1 protein-coding gene is annotated in these 25467 nt (G+C 44.1%); it reads right to left on the bottom strand.

The features are described 5' to 3' along the window. Positions 1-55 precede the first annotated feature (55 nt). Positions 56-25117 carry a Calx-beta domain-containing protein gene (locus AC04QZ_RS00025; protein WP_478356022.1) on the bottom strand — a complete coding sequence of 8354 codons (25062 nt, stop codon included), beginning with the start codon at positions 25115-25117 and terminating at the stop codon, positions 56-58. Between the last annotated feature and the right edge of the window lie 350 nt (positions 25118-25467).

Genomic DNA, 25467 nt, shown 5'->3' with positions numbered 1-25467 from the left:
TAATATCTTAAAGTATAGTCTGATTTTAAAACCAGACTATACAAAGCCTCATATCTTATTTTTTAAACGCTCTGATTAATGTAATATAACCTTTAAACACTTCGTACTGATCGCTTCCTGCTTTTTTAACACGCAGTAAGTAGTAATAAGTGCCTTCATTCAAGCCCTCTCCTGTCCAGTTATTCTGATAGCCTTTGGCACGGAATACCTCATTACCCCAACGGTTAACAATCTGCAGTTCATTAACCTGATACTGGTTGATGCCCAGGATTTCGAAGGTATCATTTATACCATCACCATTTGGCGTAAACAGGTTAGGTATGGTAAGGCCGGCGAAGTTAGCCGTTAAAGTCACTGCTGCCACATTGGTGTAATAGCCAAAGGCATCTTTCACTCTGTAGGTAAAAGTATCATCACCGGTGTAACCTGGATCAGGGGTATAGGTAATGGTACCATCAGCGTTCACCGTTACTTTACCATGCTGAGGCTGACCTACAATTTCTACCGTTAATTTATCAAGTGTAGAATTTCCAGGATCGTCATTTGCCAATACATTAATGGTAACCGATTTATTTGCTACCGTACCGCCCACATCATCAACCGCTTTCGGCGATTTAGGGAATGTGATAACGGTTGCGGTATTGTTATTTTCGGAAGTTCCCGAAGCATCGGATACATTCACACCACCAAGCGTTTTGGCATTTACCGTAGCCGTATTGGTTACTGTTCCCAGGTCTTTATCCGCCTGTGTTAAAGTGTATACTTCCACATTGGTTATAGCGGTTCCAGGGGCTAAACCACCAGATACTGCAATTACCTTATTGCTTAAGCCAAGTTTTGCATCGGTTAAGGTTATGGTATTTAAAGTATTGGTTCCGGTGTTCTTGATGGTAAAGGTATAGGTTACCTGATTACCACTAAATGCCGCTGTTTTAACCAAAGCGATAGCGCCCATAACCGGAATCTGTGTTACAGTTGGCGTATTGTTATTTTCGGCTGTACCCGAGATATCGGTAACCGAAACATTTGCCGGTGTTTGACCAGTGATGGTTGCACTATTGGTTACGCTTGCGGCATCTTTATCTGCTTGTGTTAACTGATAAACATAACTGTCGGTTACAGTAGCACCCGGAGCAAGCGTACCTGGGATTACCCTGTTCAGTCCAAGTTTAGCATCGACCAGCGTAATAATGTGTAAGGTTACATTTCCGGTGTTTTTAACACTGAAATTATAAGTGATACTATTTCCATCGGCACTTAACGTTCCTGTTTTAACCAGGGTAATGGTAGAAGCCGGAGCAATTACGGTAACTGTAGCATCATCTGCAGCCAGCGTACCCGGATCATCAGACCGTGGTTTGTTTATAGTACCACCACCAGGCGTTTGTGCAGTTGCTGAAGCCTGATTGCTAAATGAACCTGCATTCACCTCGGTTAAGGTAAGGGTGTGCCTTGCAGTTACCGTAACACTTACACCTGGCGCCAGGCTGGCAATACTAAGCGGAATAATTGATCCCGCATCGGCACCAGCATCTGAAACCGCCACATTGGTTAAGGTTACATTACCCGTGTTGGTTACCACAATGTTGTAATTAATTACATCGCCAACTTTGCTCACCGTATTGGTAGCTGCTTTGGTTAAACTCATTGCCGGAGCTGGTACCAACGTTACTGTTACCGGAACAGTTACGGTTGTGGTACCACCTTTGCCATCACTTACCGTTATGGTGAAAGTATCATTACCGACATAACCCGGAGTTGGTGTATAAGTATAAGTACCATCGGTATTTACCACTACTGTACCATGTGCAGGAGGCGTGCTTACCGTGAAAGTAAGTGGATCGCCATCTACGTCGCTTGCGGTTATTGTTCCGTTGCTTGCTGTATTTTGCGGTGTAGTAATGGTTGCTGCAGTTGCAACAGGTGCATCATTAACCGGATTTACAGTTACCGATACCGTTACCGTAGTGGTACCGCCTTTGCCATCACTAACGGTTACCGTGAACGAATCCGTACCGTTATAGTTTGTGGCAGGTGTATAAGTATATGTACCATCAGGATTTACCACTACTGTTCCATGCGCAGGAGGCGTGCTTACCGTGAAAGTAAGTGGATCGCCATCGGCATCAGTAGCGGTTATCGTTCCATTAACTGAAGCATCTTCGTTGGTGATAACCGTTGGTGCAGTTGCAACTGGTGCAACATTGGTTGGGTTAACCGTTACGTTGATTGTTACGGTAATGGTTCCACCTTTGCCATCGCTTATCGTTACGGTAAATACATCGGTACCACTGTAATTATTGGCTGGTGTGTAAGTATATGTTCCATCTGGATTTACCACGACAGTACCGTGTGCCGGAGGCGTAGTGACGGTGAAGCTTAACGGATCGCCATCTACATCACTAGCTGTAATGGTACCGTTAAATGGCGTATTTTTATTGGTGATGATGGCCGGTGCAGTTGCAACAGGTGCATCATTAACCGGATTTACGGTTACCGATACCGTTACTGTAGTGGTACCACCTTTGCCATCACTAACGGTTACCGTGAATGTATCCGTACCGTTATAGTTTGTGGCTGGCGTATAAGTGTATGTACCATCAGGATTTACCACTACCGTTCCATGTGCCGGAGGCGTGCTTACCGTGAAAGTAAGTGGATCGCCATCGGCATCTGTAGCGGTAATCGTTCCATTAACTGAAGCATCTTCGTTGGTGATAACCGTTGGTGCAGTTGCAACTGGTGCAACATTGGTTGGGTTAACCGTTACGTTGATTGTTACGGTAATGGTTCCACCTTTGCCATCGCTTATCGTTACGGTAAATACATCGGTACCACTGTAATTATTGGCTGGTGTGTAAGTATATGTTCCATCTGGATTTACCACGACAGTACCGTGTGCCGGAGGCGTAGTGACGGTGAAGCTTAACGGATCGCCATCTACATCACTAGCTGTAATGGTACCGTTAAATGGCGTATTCTTATTGGTGATGATGGCCGGTGCAGTTGCAACAGGTACATCATTAACCGGATTTACGGTTACCGATACCGTTACTGTAGTGGTACCACCTTTGCCATCACTAACGGTTACCGTGAATGTATCCGTACCGTTATAGTTTGTGGCTGGCGTATAAGTGTAGGTACCATCCGCATTTACCACTACCGTTCCGTGTGCAGGAGGCGTGCTTACCGTGAAAGTAAGTGGATCGCCATCAGCATCAGTAGCGGTAATTGTTCCGTTAACCGGGCTGTCTTCAGGAGTCGTGATGACTGGTGCGGTTGCAACAGGTGCACGGTTATCTCTAATGTTAACGGTAGCAGGTATGGTACTAGCGGTGATTAATGCATTATTGGTTATTGCATTCATCGTTAAGATGACCGTTTCGTTTCCTTCGTTAAGATTATCATCAAGAACCGGAACAGCAACGGTTACTGTTTTTTGTCCGGCAGGTATGGTTACTGTTGTACCAATAGAAGTATAATCTGCACCACTTGTTGCCGTACCCGTTACGGTATAAGTAATCTGAGTATCGGTTGTTGATACATTACTTAAAGTAAAGGTAAACTGACCAGGTGTTGAAGGTTCAGCTCCATCGGCAGTTGCGCTTACAGTAACTGTTGTATTTGATCCGTCGAGAATATTAATTGTTGCCGGAACATTGTTTACCGTTACCGCCGGGTTACCCGAACCGGTTAAGGTAGCAATTACGGTTTCTGCTCCTTCCACAAGCGCATCGCCCAATACCGGAATCGTAATGGTTGCAGTCGTCTGACCAGCAGGAATCGTTACAGTTTTAGTTACAACCGGACTATAGTCACCACCTTCTGTTGCTGTACCACCTAAGGTATAAGTAAGCTGTGTATCTGTAGCAGATGCTTTGCTTAACGTTATGGTAAAGGTTCCGTTTACAGGACCAGTTTCGTTACCGTTTATTCCGGCTGTAATTGTCGCGACAGAAGCATCGTTATCGATAATGGTTGTGCTTGCCGTATTTGTCGCAATAGTTACCAATCCACCAGTTATATTGCTAATGCTTGCGCTAAATGTTTCGTTCGTTTCAACAATATCATCATCGTTAACCAGAACGGTAAACGTTAAGGTAGCACCTGCCGCAGCACCTGCAGGGAAGGTTAATGTTCCGTTTGTGCTGGTGTAGTCTAATCCTGCCTGTGCCGTTCCATTACCAGTAGCATAATCAACTGTAAATGAATTTTGAACAGCTGCATTTAAGGTTACGGTAAAGGTAGCTGTACTTGCTGCTTCGTTAACTGTTGGACTTGTAGAAATACTTACCGTTGCATTATTGTTATCGGCAATGTTAATGGTTGCCGCAACATTGCTAACGGTTACCTGTGGATTTCCTGAAGCCGTTAAAGTAGCAATAACATTTTCAGTACCTTCTACAACGGCATCGGTTAATACCGGAATATTAATGGTTCCGGTGGTTTGACCAGCAGGAATGGTAATCGTTTTGGTAATCGCAGTATAATCACTAGCCTCGGTTGCTGTACCACCTAAAGTATAGGTAAGCTGAATATCGGTAGCTGATGGTTTGCTCAATGTTACTATAAACGTTCCATTTGCAGGGCCATTTTCGTTACCGTCAATACCTGCCGTTATGGTAGCCACTGCAGTATCGTTATCGATAATGGTAGCGGTTGCTGTATTTGTACCAATGTTTACCACTCCGCCTGATACATTATTAATTGTACCGCTAAACGTTTCGTTCGGTTCAACAATATTGTCGTCGTTAACTGGAACGGTAAATGTCAGGCTTGTGCCCGCCGCAGCACCCGCAGGGAAAGTTAAGGTTCCGCTGGTTGTTGTATAATCGAAACCGGCAGTTGCATTTCCATCGCTTGTGGTGTAGCCTACCGTAAACGCATTTTGAACAGCAGCATTTAGTGTTACTGTAAATGTAGCTGTACCTGCTGATTCATTGATAGATGGATCAGTTGAGATGCTCACTGTTGCAGCATTGTTATCAATAATATTAATGCTTGCTGGAACATTACTTACAGTAATTAAAGGGTTACCAGAAGTTAGTAATGTAGCAATCACGTTCTCCGTACCTTCTGCCAATGCATCGCTTAATACCGGAATGGTAATCGTTCCGCTGGTTTGACCTGCAGGGATGGTAATGGTTTTGGTTACAATTGTAGCATAATCACTGCCTTCGGTAGCCGTTCCTGTTAAGGTATAGGTAATCTGGGTATCGGTAGCTGAAGGATTATTCAAGGTAACGGTGAATGTTCCGTTAACCGGACCATTTTCGTTACCATTTGTACCGGCTGTTATAGAAGCAATTGAAGAACCACTATCGGTAATATTCACGGTTGCAGGCGTTGTGCTTGCAAGGATCGAACCGTTGTTGGTGGTAGCATTCATGGTTAATACCACCGTTTCGGTTCCTTCCACAATATTATCATTTAATACTGGTACCGATACAGTCGCCGTCGTTTGTCCGGCAGGAATGGTCACCGTATTACCAATAGCAGTATAATCGGTTCCGCTGATTGCCGTTCCACTTAGCGAATAGGTAATTTTGGTATCCGTTGCTGATACACGGCTTAGCGTAAAGGTAAACTGACCCGGCGTAGCAGGCTCGGCACCATCTGCTGTTGCAGCTACCGTTACTACCGCATCTGTATTATCTAAGATGTTAATCGTTGCTGAGGTGTTGCTTACGGTTACCAATGGATTTCCAGAGGCCGTTAGTGTTGCCAGAACCGTTTCAGTTCCTTCAACAATTGCATCAGCCAACACCGGAATGATAATCGTTCCAGTAGTTTGACCAGCAGGAATGGTGATGGTTTTGGTTACCGTAGCGTAATCACTTCCTTCAGTTGCCGTTCCACTTAAAGTATAAGTAATCTGTGTATCAGTAGATGCCGGTTTGCTTAAGGTAATGGTAAATGTTCCGTTTACTGGTCCGTTCTCATTTCCTGTAGTACCTGGCGTAATGCTTGCTACTGACGAATCATTATCGGTAATGGTTACTGTAGCCGAACCGTCTGCAATAGTAACCAATCCACCCGTTACGTTACTGATTATTCCATTGAAAGTTTCACTTGGTTCTACCAGATTATCATCAATAACCGGTACGGTAAAGGTTAAGCTCGAACCTGCTGCCGAACCTGCAGGGAACGTTAATGTTCCGCTGGTTGCCACATAATCTAAACCAGCGATGGCCGTTCCGTTCGAAGTATTATAATCAACGCTAAATGCATTCTGTACTGCCCCGCTTAAGGTTACGGTAAAGGTTGCAGTGCCCGACGCTTCATCTACATTACTTTGGAACAGCGATATACTAGCCGCTACCGAGTTGTTATCCAGAATATTAATGGTTGCAGGTGTATTGCTTACGCTTACCAAAGGATTATTGGTACTCGTTAAGGTAATGATCACGGTTTCATTTCCTTCTACAACTAAATCAGTGACCACAGGAACCGTTATTGTTCCTGCAGTTTGACCTGCTGGGATGGTAATTGTTCTGGTAATCGCAGTATAATCATTGCCTTCTGTAGCAGTTCCGCCAACAGTGAAAGTAATCTGTGTATCGGTAGATGATGGGTTACTTAAGGTTACGGTATATGATCCGTTTACAGGTCCGTTCTCGTTTCCGTTTGTACCTGCAATGATGCTTGCGACCGAAGTATCATTATCCGTAATGGTTACAGTTGCTGATGATGTACCGAGGGTAACTACGCCACCTGTAACATTGCTGAGTGTGGCACTTAAGTTTTCTGATGGTTCAACCAGATTATCATCATTAACCGGAACCGTAAACGTTAAGGTTGCACCCGCTACTGAATTTGCAGGGAAAGTTAAAGTTCCGCTGGTAGCCGTATAATCGGCACCTGATATCGCAGTACCGTTGGCTGTAGCATAATTTACGCTAAAGCTATTCTGCACGGCCGTATTTAAGGTTACGGTGAAGGTTGCCGTACCTGCATTTTCGTTAATTACTGGTGTAGCAGATATGCTTACTTTGGCCACATCTTCATCAATGATATTTATTGTTGCAGGTGTGTTATTCACTGTAATTACCGGATTGCTCGAAGCTGTTAAGGTTGCAATTACCGTTTCAGTACCTTCCGCCAATACATCTTTCATTACCGGAATAGAAATGCTTCCGGTGGTTTCACCTGCAGGAATGATGATTGTTTTCGTAATGGCACCATAATCGGCACTTTCTGTTGCTGATCCGGTTAAGCTGAAAGTTAAGGTTGTTGGTGTGGCTGACGGATTGCTTAGCGTAACGTTAAACAGCCCGTTTACCAAACCATTTTCGTTGGCATTGGTACCAGCAGTGATGGTGGCTACAGCACTATCATTATCAGCAATATTTACAGTCGCCGGACTTGCGCCAATGGCAACGTCTGCCCCTACCACATTACTTAATCCAACAGTAAATGCTTCTGAATTTTCGATCAGGTGATCATCAATTATCGGAATAACGACATCGAATACTGTACCTGCCGGCGAATTTGGCGGGAAGGTTATGGTTCCACTGGTTGCAGTATAATCTAATCCCGATAAGGCCGTGCCATTCGCTGTTTTATAATCAACAGTAAAGCTATTTTGAACCGCAATATTTAAGGTAACCGATAAAGTTACTGTACCAACTGCTTCGCCAATGCTGGCCGCGTTGATCGAGATACTTACGTTGGCTGTATTGGCATCGAGAATATTGATACTCGAAGGCACAGTATTTACCGTAATGGCAGGGTTGTTCGAAGTACCCAAAGTCGCAATAACCGTTTCGGTGCTTTCTGCCACGGCATCAACAATTACAGGAATACTGATTGTTCCGCTAGTCTGACCTGCAGGGATCGTAATCGTTTTGGTTACGATGGTCGTGTAATCGATGCCCTCTGTTGCAGATCCGCCCAAAGTATAGGTAATCTGCGTATCGGTAGCCGATGGATTACTTATGGTTACGATAAATGTTCCGCTAACCGGACCCGTTTCGCTACCATTGGTACCTGGAGCAATGCTGGCCACAGCGGTATCGTTATCGGTAATGGTAACCGATGCTGTTGATGTCCCGATGGTTACCAATCCACCTTGAATATTGCTTAGTACAGCGCTCAGAGTTTCTGATGGCTCAACCAGATTATCATCATTAACCGGAACGGTGAACGTTAATGTTGCACCTGCCGGCGAATTTGCAGGGAACATCAATGTACCTGTTGTTGCGGTATAATCTAAACCGGCTGTAGCAGTTCCATCTACCGTTTTATAATCAACACTGAATGAGTTTTGTACTGCTGTACTTAAAGTAACGGTGAATGTTGCCGTTCCAGCTGCCTCATTTATCGTTGGTGTGGTAGAAATGCTTACACTAGCCGTGTTGTTATCCAGAATATTAATAGTGGCAGGGTTATTATTTACGCTAACCAATGGGTTGTTTGAAGTACCCAAAGTTACAACAACTGTTTCTGCGCCTTCTACAACCGCATCTGTCAATACCGGAATAGTAATGGTTCCGGTAGTTTGACCAGCAGGAATGGTGATGGTTTTCACAATTGGGCTATAATCACCACCTTCTGTTGCAGTTCCTCCTACGGTATAACTAAGCTGTGTATCAGTTGCTGATGGATGATTTAAAGTTACCGTAAATGTGCCGTTTACCGGGCCGTTCTCATTACCACTTGTTCCGGCGGTAATGGTGGCAATTGCGGTATCGTTATCTGTAATGTTAACCGTTGCTGGTGTGGTACTTGCTGTAATAGCACTATTATTTGTCGTAGCAGACATGGTTAATAGCACCGTTTCGTTTCCTTCTACCAGGTCGTCGTTCAATACCGGTACGCTCACCGTAGCAGTAGTTTGTCCGGCCGGAATAGTTACCGTTGTACCGATAGCTGTATAATCGCTTCCACTTGTAGCGGTTCCACCTACCGAATAGGTAATCTGCGTATCCGTTGTAGAAACGTTGCTTAAGGTGAATGTAAACTGGCCTGCAGTAGCTGGCTCTGCCCCATTTGCAGTAGCGGTTACTGTTACGGTAGCGGTAGTTTGATCAGCAATACTGATGCTTGCAGGTGTATTGCTTACGGTTACCAATGGATTACCCGAATTGGTTAAGGTAACCACCACGGTTTCTGGTCCTTCTACAATATTATCGCTTAATACCGGAATGGTAATGGTACCTGTAGTTTGTCCGGCTGGGATCGTGATGCTCTGAGTTACAATCGGACTGTAATCGCTACCCTCTGTTGCTGTTCCGCCAATAGTATAGGTAATGGTGGTTGGCTGCGAAGAAGGGTTGCTTAAGGTAACCACAAATGTTCCATTTACAGGGCCGTTTTCAGCACCATCTGTTCCTGCAGCAATGCTGGCTATGGCCGTATCATTATCTGTAATGTTAACAGTAGCCGGTATTGTACTTGCCGTAACCGAAGCATTATTGGTTGCAGCGGTCATGGTTAAAATAACGGTTTCTATACCTTCTGCAATATTATCATCCAATACCGGTACACTTACCGTTGCGGTGGTTTGTCCGGCAGGGATGGTTACCGTAGTTCCGATACCGGTATAATCGCTAGTGCTTGTAGCCGTTCCGGTTACCGTATAGCTAATCTGTGTATCAGTGGTCGCTACATTGCTTAAGGTAAAGGTAAATAAACCTGGTGTTGCAGGTTCTGCCCCATTCGTTGTCGCAGCTACGGTTACGGTTGCTGTGGTATTATCGCTAATGTTAATGCTTGCAGGCGTATTGCTTACAGTTACCAGCGGATTGCCCGAGTTGGTTAAAGTTGCAATTACGGTTTCTGTATCCTCGACAATATTATCGCTTAATACCGGAATGGTAATGGCACCCGTAGTTTGTCCGGCCGGGATGGTAATGGTTTTCGTTACAACGGTACTGTAATCGCTGCCTTCAGTAGCTGTTCCACTTAAAATGTAAGTTAAAGTAGTTGGCTGCGCAGATGGATTACTTAACGTAACCGTAAATGTACCATCTGAAGGTCCATTTTCATTACCTGGTGTACCTGCAGTAATGGTGGCTACTGAAGTATCATTATCCGTAATATTAACGGTTGCAGGAGTTGTGCTGGCCGTAACTGAAGCGTTGCTGGTCGCAGGTGCCATCGTCAAAATAACGGTTTCCGTACCTTCTGCAATGTTATCGTTCAATACCGGTACACTTACCGTTGCCGTGGTTTGTCCGGCAGGGATAGTAACTGTAGATCCTATTGCAGTATAATCTAATCCGCTTATTGCGCTTCCACCCACACTATAGGTAATCTGTGTATCTGTAGTTGAGACATTACTTAAGGTAAACGTAAATAAACCTGGTGTAGTTGGCTCTGCTCCATCATTGGTTGCCGATACCGTTACTGTGGCTGTAGTGTTGTCGGCTATATTTATAGTTGCAGGGCTATTGCTGATCGTTACCAATGGATTTCCAGAGGTGGTTAACGTAGCTGTTACGGTTTCTGTTCCTTCTACTATGGCATCGGTTAATACCGGAATCGTAATGGTTCCTGTGGTTTCTCCCGCAGGGATAATAATGGTTTTGGTTATGGTGCTGAAATCACTTCCCTCAGTTGCAGTTCCAGCTATAGTATAGGTAAGCTGTGTATCTGCCGATGATGGATTGCTTAAGGTTACCGTAAAGGTTCCGTTTACAGGTCCATTCTCATCGCCAGGTATTCCCGCAGTAATCGTGGCTTCTGAAACATCATTATCAACAATAGTTGCTGTTGCGGTGGCATTGCTGATTAATACCACACCACCTGTAATATTGCTTAATGTTGCGCTAAAAGTTTCAGCTGACTCGGCAATATTATCGTTATTGATCGGAACGATAAAAGTTAACTTATCTCCAGCCGCAGCATTTGCCGGGAAGCTTAAAGTTCCGGTCTGCGTGGTATAATCTGCCCCAGCAATTGCAGTCCCGTTGGTTGTTGTATAATCTACAGTAAATGCATTTTGAACCGCATTGTTTAAAGTTACAGTAAAGGTTACTGTTCCATCGGCTTCATTTACCGTAGGTGTAGTCGAAATACTTACACTCGCAGTATTGGCATCAAGGATATTGATTGATGCAGCTGTTGCGCTGATGTTTACCGATGGATTGCTTGAGCTGGCTAAAGTTCCGATAACGGTTTCAATACTTTCGCTCACAGCATCTGCTAACACCGGGATGGTGATCGTTCCTGTAGTCTGACCTGCTGGAATGGTAATGGTTTTGGTTACAATGGCCGAATAATCGCTTCCTTCAGTTGCTGATCCACCTAAATTATAGGTCAGCTGTGTATCAGTTGAAGCTGGATTACTTAAGGTTACAGTGAATGTTCCGTTTACCGGACCAGTTTCATCTCCGTTTAAACCTGCAGTAATGGTTGCTATCGAAGTATCATTATCGGTCATGGTTACCGTAGCAGTATTGGTTGCAATGCTTACCAAACCACCTGTTACATTACTGATTGTCGCGTTGAACGTTTCATTTGGTTCAAGAAGGTTATCGTTATTAACCGGAACGCTAAAGGTTAAAGTTGCCCCGGCAGGAGATCCGGCAGGGAAAGTTAATGTTCCGCTTGTGGCAGTATAGTCTAAGCCTACTCCGGCTATTGCAGTGCCATTGTTGGTTGCATAATCAACTGTAAATGCGTTCTGAACAGCTGCACTTAAAGTAACTGTGAATATTGCTGTTCCATCAGCTTCGTTTATACTGGCTGGTGTAGCAGAAATACTTAATGTAGCGGCATTATTGTCGTTAATATTAATGCTTGCAGCTGTATTATTTATGGTTACCAACGGATTTCCGGATGTAGCTAATGCCGCAACCACAGTTTCCGTTCCTTCCACTATTGCATCGCTTAACACCGGAATGGTAATCGTTCCGGTAGTTGAACCCGCAGGAATGGTAATGGTTTTCGTTACGATTGCAGTATAATCACTGCCTTCGGTTGCTGTTCCGTTTAAAGTATAGGTGAGCTGTGTATCGGTTGAAGATGGATTGCTTAAGGTTACCGTAAAGGTACCGTTCACTGGTCCGTTTTCATTTCCTGCGATGCCTGCTGTAATGGTTGCAACTGAGCTATCATTATCAGTAATATTAACAGTAGCTGGTGTTATACTTGCTGTAATAGCAGCATTACTTGTGGCAGCAGTCATGGTTAAGATTACCGTTTCGCTACCTTCTGCAATATTATCATCCAATACAGGAACTGATACGGTTGCCGTTGTTTGTCCGGCCGGAATGGTTACCGTAGTACCAATCGAAGTATAATCGGCCCCGCTACTCGCTGTTCCACTCACCGAATAGGTAATCTGCGTATCCGTTGCAGACACATTACTTAAGGTAAAGGTAAACTGACCAGGTGTGCCTGGCTCGGCACCATCAGCACTCGCCGCAACGGTTACTGTAGCCGTTGTATTATCAGCAATATTAATGCTTGCCGGGGTATTGCTTACCGTAACAGCGGTATTATTACTGGCAGTTAATGTGGCCACTACAGTTTCGGTACCCTCCACCAAGGCATCGGTTAATACCGGAATGGTGATCGTACCCGTAGTTTGACCTGCAGGAATAGTGATGGTTTTGGTCACCATATTACTGTAATCTGCTCCTTCGCTGGCTGATCCGCTTAAGCTATAGGTCAGCTGGGTATCGGTTGCCGATGGATTACTTAAGGTTACGGTATAGGTTCCGTTTACCGGTCCGTTTTCATTTCCATTGGTAGCTGCGCTAATGGTGGCTACCGAAGTATCATTATCGGTAATGGTAACTGTAGCCGTACTGGTTGCAATGGTTACCAAACCACCTGTCACATTACTAATGGTAGCATTAATGGTTTCGTTCGGCTCAACTATATTATCGTTCGTAATCGGAACAGTAAAGGTTAAAGTAGCACCTGCCAACGATCCCGCAGGGAAGTTTAAGGTACCGGTTGCAGCAGTATAATCGCTACCCGAAATAGCCGTACCGTTCGAAGTACCATAATCGACACTAAAACCTGCCTGAACGGCATTACTTAAAGTTACGGTATAGGTCGCTGTTCCTGCTGCTTCATCGATACTGGCTGGCGTGGCAGAGATACTCACTGTCGCCACATCATTGTCATTAATGGTTCCAATTCCTTCGGCCTGCGTAATGCTAAGCGGAGCAGTGGCACCACTTAAGGTTACTTTGAAGGTTTCAATACTTTCAGTGATGTTATCGTTTGTTACCGGAATAAGAATAGTTTGCGTAGCACCTGAAACAGAACCCGCAGGGAAAGTAACTACACCTGTTTGAGCGGTATAATCAGACCCTGCAATTGCTGAATTGTCAGCAGTGGTATAATTAACTGAAAGTGCATCCTGTATATTTCCGGTCAATGTTACCGTGAAGGCCATGCTGCCAACGTTTTCTAAAGCAGAAACACTGTTAATGGCTACACTTGCTGCATCATCGTCGGTAATACTGGCTGTTCCTGTTGCTCCTGCCGCAGGAATCATTACTGCCGATCCGGCACTAATACTATTTAAGGTTACGGTGAAGTTTTCGGCACTTTCGGTAATGGCATCATTAATCACCGGAATATTGAAAGTTTGCGTCGCACCTGAAACAGAACCCGCAGGGAAAGTTACACTACCCGTTGTTGCCGTATAATCGGAGCCCGCAATTGCCGTTCCGTTGGCCGTTGAATAATTTACAGTAAATGCATCCTGAACATTACCGGTTAAGGTTACCGTAAAGGTGGCATTACCGGCATTTTCCACTAACGATACATTGTTGATTGCTACCGTTGCCTGATCGTTATCTGCAATATTTACCGTTGCAGGAATGGTACTTGCCGTAATGGCCGGATTGCTGGTTGCGGCCGTCATGGTTAAAATAACGGTTTCTCCTGGCTCCACAAAAGCATCGTCCTGCACCAATACCTGTACGGTTTTGCTGGTTTGTCCAGCCGGGATGATTACTGTTGTACCCAGCGAAGTATAATCTGTTCCACTACTTGCTGTTCCGCTTACTGCAAAAGTAACCTGTGTATCGGTGGTGGCAGCATTACTTAAGGTGAAGGTGAACAAACCTGGCGTACCTGGTTCAGCACCATCATTGGTTGCCGCTACGGTTATGCTTGCAGTTGTATTATTGGTAATATTAATTGTTGCCGTTTTATCAGCAGGAATTGGTGAAACGTTTACCAATGCACTGGTTGTAGATACCAGGGTGGCCACCACCGTTTCTGTTCCTTCAACCAGTAAATCGGTTTGAACCGGAATTGTGATCGTTCCGGTAGTTTGCCCTGCCGGGATAATAATGGTTTTGGTTATTGTTGAGTAATCACTTCCCTCTGTTGCAGTACCACCTAAAGTATAGGTAATTTCGGTATCCGTTGAAGATGGATTAGTTAAGCTTACCGTAAAGGTTCCGTTTACAGGTCCGTTTTCGTTTCCTGATGTTCCTGCAGTGATGGATACCGTTGCCGCATCGTTATCAACGATGGTTGCCGTGGCGGTAGCATTGCTGATAATTACCACTCCTCCTGTAACTCCGCTTAAGGTAGCGGTAAAGGTTTCGGATGCTTCAGCAATAACATCGTTGTTTATCGGAACCGTAAAAGTTAATGTACTTCCTGCAGCAGCATTTGCCGGGAAGTTTAATGTTCCGCTGGTAGCGGTATAATCTAATCCTGCCAATGCAGTACCGTCAGCTGTGCTGTAATTTACACTGAACGGGTTTTGAACCGCATTGTTCAGGGTAACAGTAAAAGTTGCCGTTCCCGCAGTTTCATTGATGGTAGGCGTAGTAGAAATACTGATACTCGCCGTATTGGCATCAATAATATTGATACTGGCCGGTGTCGTATTTACGGTTACGGCATTGTTCGAAGTGGCTAAAGTAGCCGTTATCGTTTCTGTACTTTCGGTAACCGCATCAGGCTGAACATCAAGCGTAATGGTTCCTGTAGTTTGACCAGCAGGAATGGTAATGGTTTTGGTGACCACTGTTGAGTAATCGCTTCCTTCGGTTGCTGTTCCGCCTAAAGTATAGGTTAATTGTGTATCGGTTGATGCCGGATTGCTTAAGGTGACCACAAAGGTTCCTTTTATTGGCCCGGTTTCGTTACCGTTTACACCTGCTGCAATAGTCGCAACGGAAGTATCGTTATCTGTAATGGTTACCGGCGCAATTGCAGTACCGATGGTTACCAGTCCACCTGTTACACCGGTTAAGGTTCCATTGAAGGTTTCGCCTGGTTCAACCAGATTATCGTTATTTATTGGAACGGTAAATGTTAAGGTAGCACCCGCAGCAGAATTTGCCGGGAAGTTTAAGGTTCCGCTGGTAGCGGTATAATCAAGTCCGGCAATGGCTGTTCCATTTGTGGTGGCATAGGTAACATCAAATGCGCCCTGAACGGCACTGTTAAGCGTTACCGTAAATGTAGCCGTTCCGGCAGCCTCATCGATACTGGTTGGACTAGTCGAAATACTAACCGTTGCCGTGTTGTTATCCAGGATGTTAATGCTTGCCGTTTTATCTGCTGGTGTAGTGGTGATACTTACCAGCGCACTATTTGAAGCCAGAAGAGTGGCAATAACTGTTTCTGTTCCTTCTGCTGCCAAATCTGTTTTAACAGGTATGGTAATTGTGCCGCTGGTCTGGCCTGCAGGAATAATAATCTTTTTGGTTACAATGTTATCGTAATCTGCACCTTCTGTTGCTGTCCCACCCAAAGTATAGGTAATCTCCGTATCTGTAGAAGATGGATTACTTAAGTTTACCGTAAAGGTTCCGTTTACAGGGCCATTCTCATTCCCTGTAGTTCCGGCAGTAATGCTTGCAACCGAACTATCATTATCAGTAATGGTTGCATTAGCTGTTCCGGTAGCAATAGTGACCAAACCGCCTGTTACATTGCTTAATGTTGCAGCGAAAGTTTCACCTAGCTCAACCAGATTATCGTTCGTAATGGCAACAGTAAAGGTTTGGGTTGCGCCTGCAGCTGATCCGGCCGCAAATGTAATGGTTCCGTTTTTAGCGGTATAATCTGTCCCAGCTGTGGCTGTACCATCTACAGTCGCATAATCAACCGTAAATGCATTTTGGATGGCATTGTTTAAGGTTACCGTAAATGTAGCGGTTCCGGCAGCTTCGTCATAACTAACGGGTGTTGCCGAAATACTTACCGTAGCGGCATCGTTATCAGTAATGGTAGCTGTTCCGGTTGCTGTAGCAATAGTAGCCGGCCCGGTTATTCCCGAAAGTGTAGCTGTAAAGGTTTCACTGGTTTCGGTAATGTTATCGTTAATTACCGGAACGGTAAAAGTTTGGGTAGCGCCATTTACCGACCCTGCCGGGAATGTAACGGTTCCGGTAGTTGCGGTATAATCGCCCGGTTGAACCGCAGTACCATCGGCAGTAGCAAAATTAACGGTGAAACTGTTTTGTACGGCTCCTGTTAAGGTTACTGTGAAGGTAGCTAAACCACCCGTTATATCTTCTGCAACAGAAATATTGTTAATGGCAACAGATGCATTATCGTTATCCACAATTGAGGTGCTTACACTAGCATTGCCTAAAGATGCCGGACCAGTAAGCGATCCGATAGAAACACTGTAATCTTCTGTATTTTCCAGTATATTATCATCAATTATCGTAACAGGGAAAGTGATGGTACCACTTGCTGCGCCAACAACCGATCCTGCTGGGAAAGTAACGGTAGAGCTGCTAAAGTCATAATCCGCAGCATTTGTGGTATTCGGCGTGATTCCGGTTTGCACCGTTACCGGCGATGCCAGGGTTGTTCCTGCTGTTCCGGTTAGGGTAACGGTATAATTAACCGCACCTGCATTTTCGTTAACGGATGCAGGTCCTGACAATACCACAGTTGGATAAATGCTCACATTAACCGTAACCGGATCGCTCACTACCCCATCGGCTGTTGTTAAGGTATAAGTATAACTATCCGTTCCGGTATAACCTGCATTTGGTGTATAGGTTACTTTTCCGCTTGCATCTATTGAAGTTGTACCATGTGCACCATTTCCTGCTAATACCGTAGTGTTGGTGGCAGTTGCACCATCATTGGCTTTAACATCGGTAGTAACCGGTGTGTTTACTAAGGTATTTGCGTTATCGGTTAGCCCTACAGGTTTAATTGAAATGATAAAAGTTTGTGCTGCGCTTTGGTCTACACCACCATTTGCGGTACCTCCGTTATCATTTAACACCACCGTTACAGTAACCTTGCCCGCAAAGTTTCCTGAAGGTGTATAAGTTAAGTTTCCTGAAGCATCTATAGCAGGCTGTACCGTAAACGAAGTGTTGCTGTTATTGGTGACTACAAAGTTTAGCATTTGGCTTGCAAGCTCATCGGCCGGACCAGCCACAACAGCTGTAGCCCAATTGTTGATGGTTTGTGCTCCTGCATTCGCATTGATTAGCTGGTCTGCGCCTTTTGTAAATGAAGGTGCATCGTTTATTGGATTGATCGTTATGTTAACATTTTTAGCCACATTGGCGTAAACTGTTCCATCAGATCCGTTCCAGCTAAAGCTTGTTGAGCCATTAAAATTGGCATTAGGTACGAACGTGATTTTATCTAAGTCAGCATTATTAATTTCCTGCCCTGCAGTAATATTTAAACCATTTAATTTAAGTGTACCGTTGGCTGGAAGACTTACAACCTGAATTTTGCTTAATGCACTATTCTCCACATCGGTGAAACGGGTGGTAAAATCGGTTATTATAAAAGGAATAACGGTATCTTCATCTCCTGATTTACCAAAATCATCAACAACCGGTGCATCATTTACTGGAGTTACCAATATATTAACCGCTGCAATTGCGGAGTATGATGTGCCGTCGTTTCCGGCCCAGTTAAAGCTAACATTTCCATTAAAGTTTAAGCCTGGAACAAAAACTAAATTGGGAATTTCAGAAGCCAGTATCTCCTGACCTGCCGATACTGCCGAGCCATTGAGCAATATGGTACCTTGTGCAATTGGAGGAAGGTTTGACAACTGAATTTTTGATAAGGCATCACCTTCTACATCATTAAAATTGCTGGTAAAATTCCCCAAGGTAAATGGCAGGTTAACATCTTCTACGGTCGTTAAGTTAATATTGCCTATGGTTGGCAAATCGTTAACTGGTGCAATAATAATGTTGACATCATTTTGTACAGTTGCGTATGCTGTGCCATCGCTACCGTTCCATTTAAAGGTAACTGTACCGTTAAAGTTTGGCGCAGGAACAAACGTTATGTTGGCCAAATCTGCCGCCGCTATTTCTTGTCCGGCAACAATATTAGTTCCGTTCAGTTTTAATACCCCCTGGCTGGCTGGAGGTAAGGTTACCACCTGAATTTTATTTAGTGCATCGCCATCTGCATCAGTGAAGTTGCCTGTAAAATCGCTTGCTGTAAAGTTTAATGTTACATCTTCCGCACCTGCTTTGGATACTGCAGCGATTACCGGATTATCATTAACCGCAGCAATAGTAATGTTCACATTTGCCGGCGCATTTGCATAAGCAAGTCCATCGCTGCCATTGTAACTAAACGATACATTACCATTAAAGTTAGGTGCAGGCACGAAAACAAGATTAGCTAAATTTGCGGTTGTAATTTCTTGTCCGATTGTTACATCAACACCATTTAATTTAAGGACTCCCTGTGCGGCCGGAGGTAAACTCAATACCTGTATTTTGGCCAATGTACCATCTACATCGGTAAACTGATTAGTAAAATCAGCACCTGTGAAAACCACATTGGTATCTTCTGTTCCATTTTTAGCCACATTGGCTACTGAAGGAATATCGTTAACCGGCTGAATACTTAATGTTACCGTTTTGGTATCGGTTAAAGCCGGCCCTCCTGTATTGCCCTGATCGTTAATATTTACAGTTAAGGTAACATTGCCATTTGCGTTTGCTAAAGGTGCATAGGTTACTTTATTGGCTGCAATAAAAGTATTGATAGCGCTTATGCTTCCGGTAATTGTGATTGCATTGGTACCTGTTCCGGCAATGGCTATGCCCGCTTCGCTGGTGGCGCTTATCGTACCCTGGCCTGATGGAACGCTCAATGTAACGACAACGTTCAGGTTGCCTGCATCGGCATCTGAAAAGCTGATTCCGCTTATGGTCTTCGGTGTATCCTCAACAACTGAAATTGAAGCCGTCACTGTTGCAATTGGCGCAATATTGTAATCTTCTCTCCAATCGCGTTCTGCAGTTGCCGGAGTATCTAAATTAGGGAATGAATTAGGGTTCTGGCCATTTGTTGGATTATTGGCCGCATCATTATTATCAAAAGCATCATCCAGGCCATCTTTATCTGCATCGGTACCCAATGCCACTACATTAGCAATACCATTATTATCGGTATCATATGCTTCAACGGTATCACTATCGCCATCATTATCCGAATCTAAGTCGAGGTAATCTGCCTGATCTGCACCATCTGTATTTACAGGTACAATACCTGCTCCATAAGCATCATCTAAGCCATCGTTATTGGCATCAACACCAGAAGGCGGAAGATAACCAGCAGTGCTTTGTGCTTCGATATTATCGGGAATACCATCTCCATCTGAATCAAGGTCTAAGAAATTCGGAATGCCATCGCCATCCGTATCGGTTACGCCTTCAACCGAATCTTTAATACCATCACCATCCGAATCAAGATCGAGGTAATTTGGAATACCGTCTCCATCATTATCTTTAACTGTTACTGGAGTACCTGAAGGATCGCCAGTTAAAGTACCCGTAATGTTATTGTAGTCATCGGCAATATCAACAATACCATCATTATCAAAATCGTTGGTTAAACCTGTACCCACTTTTCCATCGCCATCTACATCTGGTCCGCCATTTTCTATTACATCGTTAATACCGTCATTATCCGAATCAAGATCAAGGAAATTAGGCACACCATCACCATCTTTATCTGGCGGCGTATAACCTCCGTTAGCAGCTAATGGAACACCATTGGCATCTACATTAGCAGGTCCGATTAAACCAATGCCTGGTAAACCATTGTTATCAGGATCAGAACCACCCGCTTCTATTACATCCGGCACACCGTCACCATCAGAGTCCAGGTCATGGTAATTTGGTAAACCATCCCTTCCTCCAGTGTCTGTCATGCCATCTACGGTATCTAAAATACCATCGTTATCGTCATCCAGATCAATCCCATCCGGCACGCCATCTTTATCATAATCTGATGAGCTTCTCCAATCTCTTTCTCCTCCAGGCACCTGAACATCTGGCATCGAAAGCGGCGTTTGCCCGCCGTTGGTTGCATAACCTATCGGACTGGTATTGCCATTATCGTTATCATAAATATCAGCTAATCCATCACCATCAGCATCAGGCAGCAAATCCATAATTCCATCCGGAGTGGATGCACCTGTCTGATTATTTTTAACGTCGACTTCTAATGGACTGGTTACTGTATTTTCAAGCCAGTCTCTAAATCCATCGTTTTCAGCATCCGTATCAACATAATCTGGCGCACTACCTCCATCGGCATTAGAATAACCAGAAATAGCTCCGCCATTATTTACATCATAGGCATCATCTATCCCATCGCCATCCGTATCCAGGCCTTTAGGCGCTACATATAAAGTGGTTGGTAAACCTTCAACAATATCAATAATGCCATCATTGTCGGCATCGATATCCAGGTAGTTTGAAAGGCCATCAAAATCCCTGTCCTGGTTAAACAATGTACTAATCGTTACAAAATCCGGGTCGTTCAAATCTGAAAGACCATCTTTATCGGCATCAACGATTGGTCCCGTACCAATAATACCATCGTTTTCGCTATCTATAATATAAAAAGCCGCTTCATAAGTATCTGGTATTCCATCGCCATCGGCATCGAGATCCAGGTAGTTTGGCTTGCCATCTTTGTCTTTATCCTGAATAACCAAAGGTGTTCCCCCGTTATTGGGATCAACGGCATTGGCCAATCCGTCGCCATCTGTATCCACAAAAGCACCAATACCAAAGCGACCATCATTATCCGGATCGTTATTTGGGTTTCCGTTCGATTCAATTGCATCTACAATACCATCGTTATCAGAATCTACATCCAGGTAATTGGGAATTCCGTCGTTATCAAAATCACTGATTCCTTCAACAGTATCCGGAATGCCATCATTATCATCATCCTGATCAATGCTATCCGGTACACCATCGCGATCCGAATCTATCGTAAGATTGACTACATTAGAAATAACACTTGCACAAGCATTATCGGTTTGCGTCACCAGCACCCGGTATTTGTAACCTTCCATGGTACTGTTAACTCCGGTAATGGTGAGGGTATTGGTGGTTGCTCCACTGTATAGACCACCATTGCTAATATTGGTAAAACTAGTTCCGTTGTTGGTACTAAGCTGCCATTGATATTGGCTGGTACCACTGCCACCAGTAGTGGCTACATTTAAAGTAACATTAGATAAAGCCCTAACATTTTGGTTAACTGGCTGTGTGGTAATTGTACTTGCCGTACCTACAGTAATTACAACCGGACTTGTGGTTGCCGATTGGCATACCGTTCCGTTTAGGGTAGATACTGTTGTTCTGCGGTATTGGGTAGTTTGGGTTAAAGCTCCCGGCGCATACGTAGCCGATGTTGCGCCTGAAATTACATTCCAGGTAGTGCCATTGGTAGAATTTTCCCAGGTGTAAGTTATGGTGCCTGCTCCTGTACCGTTAGCTGTAGAGCTGATGGGTGCTGGTGTGGTATTGGCACAAATGGTTTGGTTCGCGGCAATAGTGCCAGGGGTAACCGCACTCTGTACGGTAACATCAAATGTAAAGGTGTTGCCGCTGCAGTTGTCTAAAACCGGAGTTACCGTATACCTTACAGTTGCACTGGCAGCTGAGTTATTCACCAAAGTTTGGCTAATTGGCGCGCTAACAGCTGTAGTCGCATCGCTAAATCCGGTAACGTTGCTACCGCTGATTAAACTGGCTGTCCAGGTATATTTTACATTTGCGTTGCTCGATGTTGGACTAACAGAGAAAGTTCCGTTGCTACAAAGCGTTGCCGGGTTACCAGCTGATGCTGAAATATTCGGTCCAATTACTGTGGTAATGGTAAATGTACTACCACTACAACCCGCATTAGTTGGTGTAACCGTATAAACAACGTTAGCTGTGGTTGTGCCGGTATTGGTTAAGGTTTGTGCAACCGAGGAAGCATTTGTTCCGGTAGTTGCACCTGTTACCGTGCCACCGCTAATAACAGGAGCAGACCAGGTATAAGTTGTACCTGCTGGTGCTTCAACTGGTGCAAAATTGAAAGAACCCGATACACACAGGTTATAATTTTGATTTGAAATGCTGGGCCTTGTGGTTACACTTATGGTTACTGGTGTTGACGGTGCATTAGTACAACCTCCTCCACTTACTATGGCCCTAAAAGATGTGGTTACATTAAGGTTGGTATAGTTTAAAGTTGTAGAAGTTGTATTAGGCAGATAAGTACTCCAGGTGGTACCATTATCAGTAGAAAACTCCCATCTAACCGGTGTAGCAGTTGTATTAGCCAAGGTTAAAGTGCCGTTGCTGCCACTACAAACAGGCGATGCACCCGTGATTGTTCCTGTAGAGGTAACGGTAATGGTATGGGTAGCCGTTTTAGGTGTACACCCTGCTGCAGAAGCGGTAACAATTGCAGTTCCATTAAATAGCGGTGAAAAAGTAACCTCGCCGGTAGTAGCATTAATAACAGCTTCCGAACCGGTTGTGTTGATGCTGTAGGTTATTCCGGTGGTGTTCGCAGCCGTGGCCGTATAGGTTTGCGTACCCGCTCCCTGGCACCTGGTAGATGTGCTTCCGGCAGCAAATACCGGAGTACCCACTATACCGTTTACCCGTATGGTTCCCGAAGCCGATACATTCGGGCTTCCTCCAGTTGTGGTTACCGTATAACTTTGAGCGCCGCTTGTGGCCGTAGTTGGTGTGCCGGATATGGTTAGTATTTTTGTGCTTGAATTATAATTTTGGGTAATACCCGCTGGCAGACCTACAACATTGGCTCCTGTTGCCGTTCCTCCAATTGAATAAGTAATGTTAGTAATGGCGGTACCAATACATACTGTTTGCGCATCTGATGGAGGCGATGATGGTGAAGTTAATGATATTGCCGTAATGGGCGTAGTACTTATCGTAACGGCATCATTGGCTGTATTTGGGTCTGATTGAGTACCTGTAATGGTTGCCGAGTTGCTATAATCGCCGGAAGCATTTACCTTGGCTGTAATAACCAGCGTAGCTGATGCATTAGGCCCCAGCGAACCGATGTTCCAAACGCCTGTAGTATTTACATAAGATGTTCCGGTAGATGCCGTATGGCTTACGTAGGTATAACCAGATTTTAACAGATCAGTAACCGAAACGCCCAAAGCCGTACCTACACCAATATTACTAGCTGTTAATGTGAATTTTACCGATCCGTTTACAGCAGGGGTCGCATTATCTACCGTTTTGGTGATCGCACGGTCTACATTACATAAGGCTACGGTAATAGGCAATGATTGCGCACTGATACCGCAATCTAATTTAGAAGTAATGGTATAAGTTCCCGATTCAGTTGGCGCATAGGTCATACCAGTCGCTCCTGGTATAGCCACACCATTAAAATACCACTGAAAAGGGGCAACACCAGTTGGATCTGCGCTTAAGGTAGCACTGCTGCAGGCCGTTTGCGATAATATCGGTTTTAAGGCTTGTTCTGGTAATGGTGTAATAAAATTAGACATGGAATAACCACCACCCGTTTGCACCATGGCAATATTCATCCGCGTACCGCTGGTAAAGGTTAGTGTAGCGGGTGAATTGATATTGGCATTCGTAAAATCGATAATATAGTTCCCTGTACTTCCCAACTGTCTCCTTACCCCCACACCAGCAATCGTTTCTATATCGGTATTGGTATAGTTGGTTGTACTGCTCCCCGTAGTGGTTAACAAAACTTTATCGGTTGCACTTTTCGTGGTGATGTAACCAAAATAGGTTAAATCTCCCCCGGAACTGTTCCTGAATTTATATGTTTTGGCGACCAAACTTCCACCACAGGTAGCCACCGGTGCCAGGGTAAGCATATCTACTTCACAACTGGTTGCAGTACCTGAATAGGCCACAACATTTTTTGTAGATAATACCCTCGATGAACTATATTGACTACCTACTACCCCATTTGGTATGGTAACGAAACTACCTGCAGCCACCAATGTATAAGAATTGGTTGAAGCCAGCGAACCATTAGTATTGTAATTGGTAATTGTAAGTGTTGTATTGGCCTGCGTAGCCACAATGGTGGTTTGCTCAGCAGTAGAGTTACCCGCACTTCTGATAATCAGGTATTCACTACCTAGGGAAGTAACAGGAGGAACAGGATTAAACACCCCATCGCCACAACCTGCAGGAGAATCTAAATTAGACCCCGAATTCATCACAACTGGTGCCGAACTTTCGACCAAACCGCCAATTGCGGTTTGAAAAATATAACTTTGGCCCGTATTTAAAGTTGTTATTGCCGTTCCATTTAACTTAATAGTGGTGTTGTTTTCAAGCGCCATTACACTGTACACCACATTACTCAATCCATCCCTGTAATAACCTACCCTAAAAGAAGTTCCTATAGCGGCATCGCCAAAACTGAATAATGCCGAATTTCCCTTTATATTTGCATCCGTATAGGCATCAGAAGCCACATTGCGGATGTTAACCGTAATTGGATTATTACCCTCTACAATGATCCCGCGATCATTAAGTATCGTATTTATAGCGTTAGCCGAGATTGTATTAGGATTCCCCACAAAACGATAAACTGCCGGTGCTGCTGGTGTTGGTGTAAGCGTGGTAACCAATGTTCCATCGCTCTTTTTTACGTTAACCGTAGTTCCAGCTGTATTGGTGGTCACAATTAACTCGTTTGCCTGACTCCAATATTGCCAGGGTGCTGGTGCAATGTAATGGGTTTTATAAGTCTGCCCAAACGCCGCTCCAAAGTTGAAAATAACAATAGCGAATAAAAAAACCACCCAGCGAGCAAAAGAGCTACCAAATTGTTTTGTTAAATTAATTTTCTCACCAAAAAATATATGCGAATAGCGGGATAGAGAGTGTAAATTTTTATTCATACGCTGGGATGATAGGTACCTGTATCATTAAGAATGATATCGTTCTAAAAAAGCTGTTTTTATTTCAAGAAATATTTACGTAATCTTAAAACCTGTGGTTTTAAAAATTGAAAATTTTATGAGCAATTAATTTAAGCCGTTCATTCTGTTCATCAAAGTATACAAAGATATATTATTAAGTATCAATATTTTTACCGCAAACCTAAAATACGTATAATTAATTATACACAAAAACATCAATTTGATTTTTATCAAAAAAAACGACTGCTTAAAGCATAAATTTGCATGTTTTTACCAGAGCCTGTGTGCCACATATATTGATCCTGATCAACTAAATAAATACAACTTTT

This window comes from Pedobacter folensis, assembly GCF_056490665.1.
The sequence above is the reverse complement of the archived record's forward strand: the minus strand, read 5'-3'. Positions and strand labels throughout refer to the sequence as shown.

Coding starts and splice junctions, on each gene's coding strand:
- AC04QZ_RS00025 (WP_478356022.1), bottom strand. CDS start 25,117: ATGAATAAAAATTTACACTCTCTATCCCGCTATTCGCATATATTTTTT.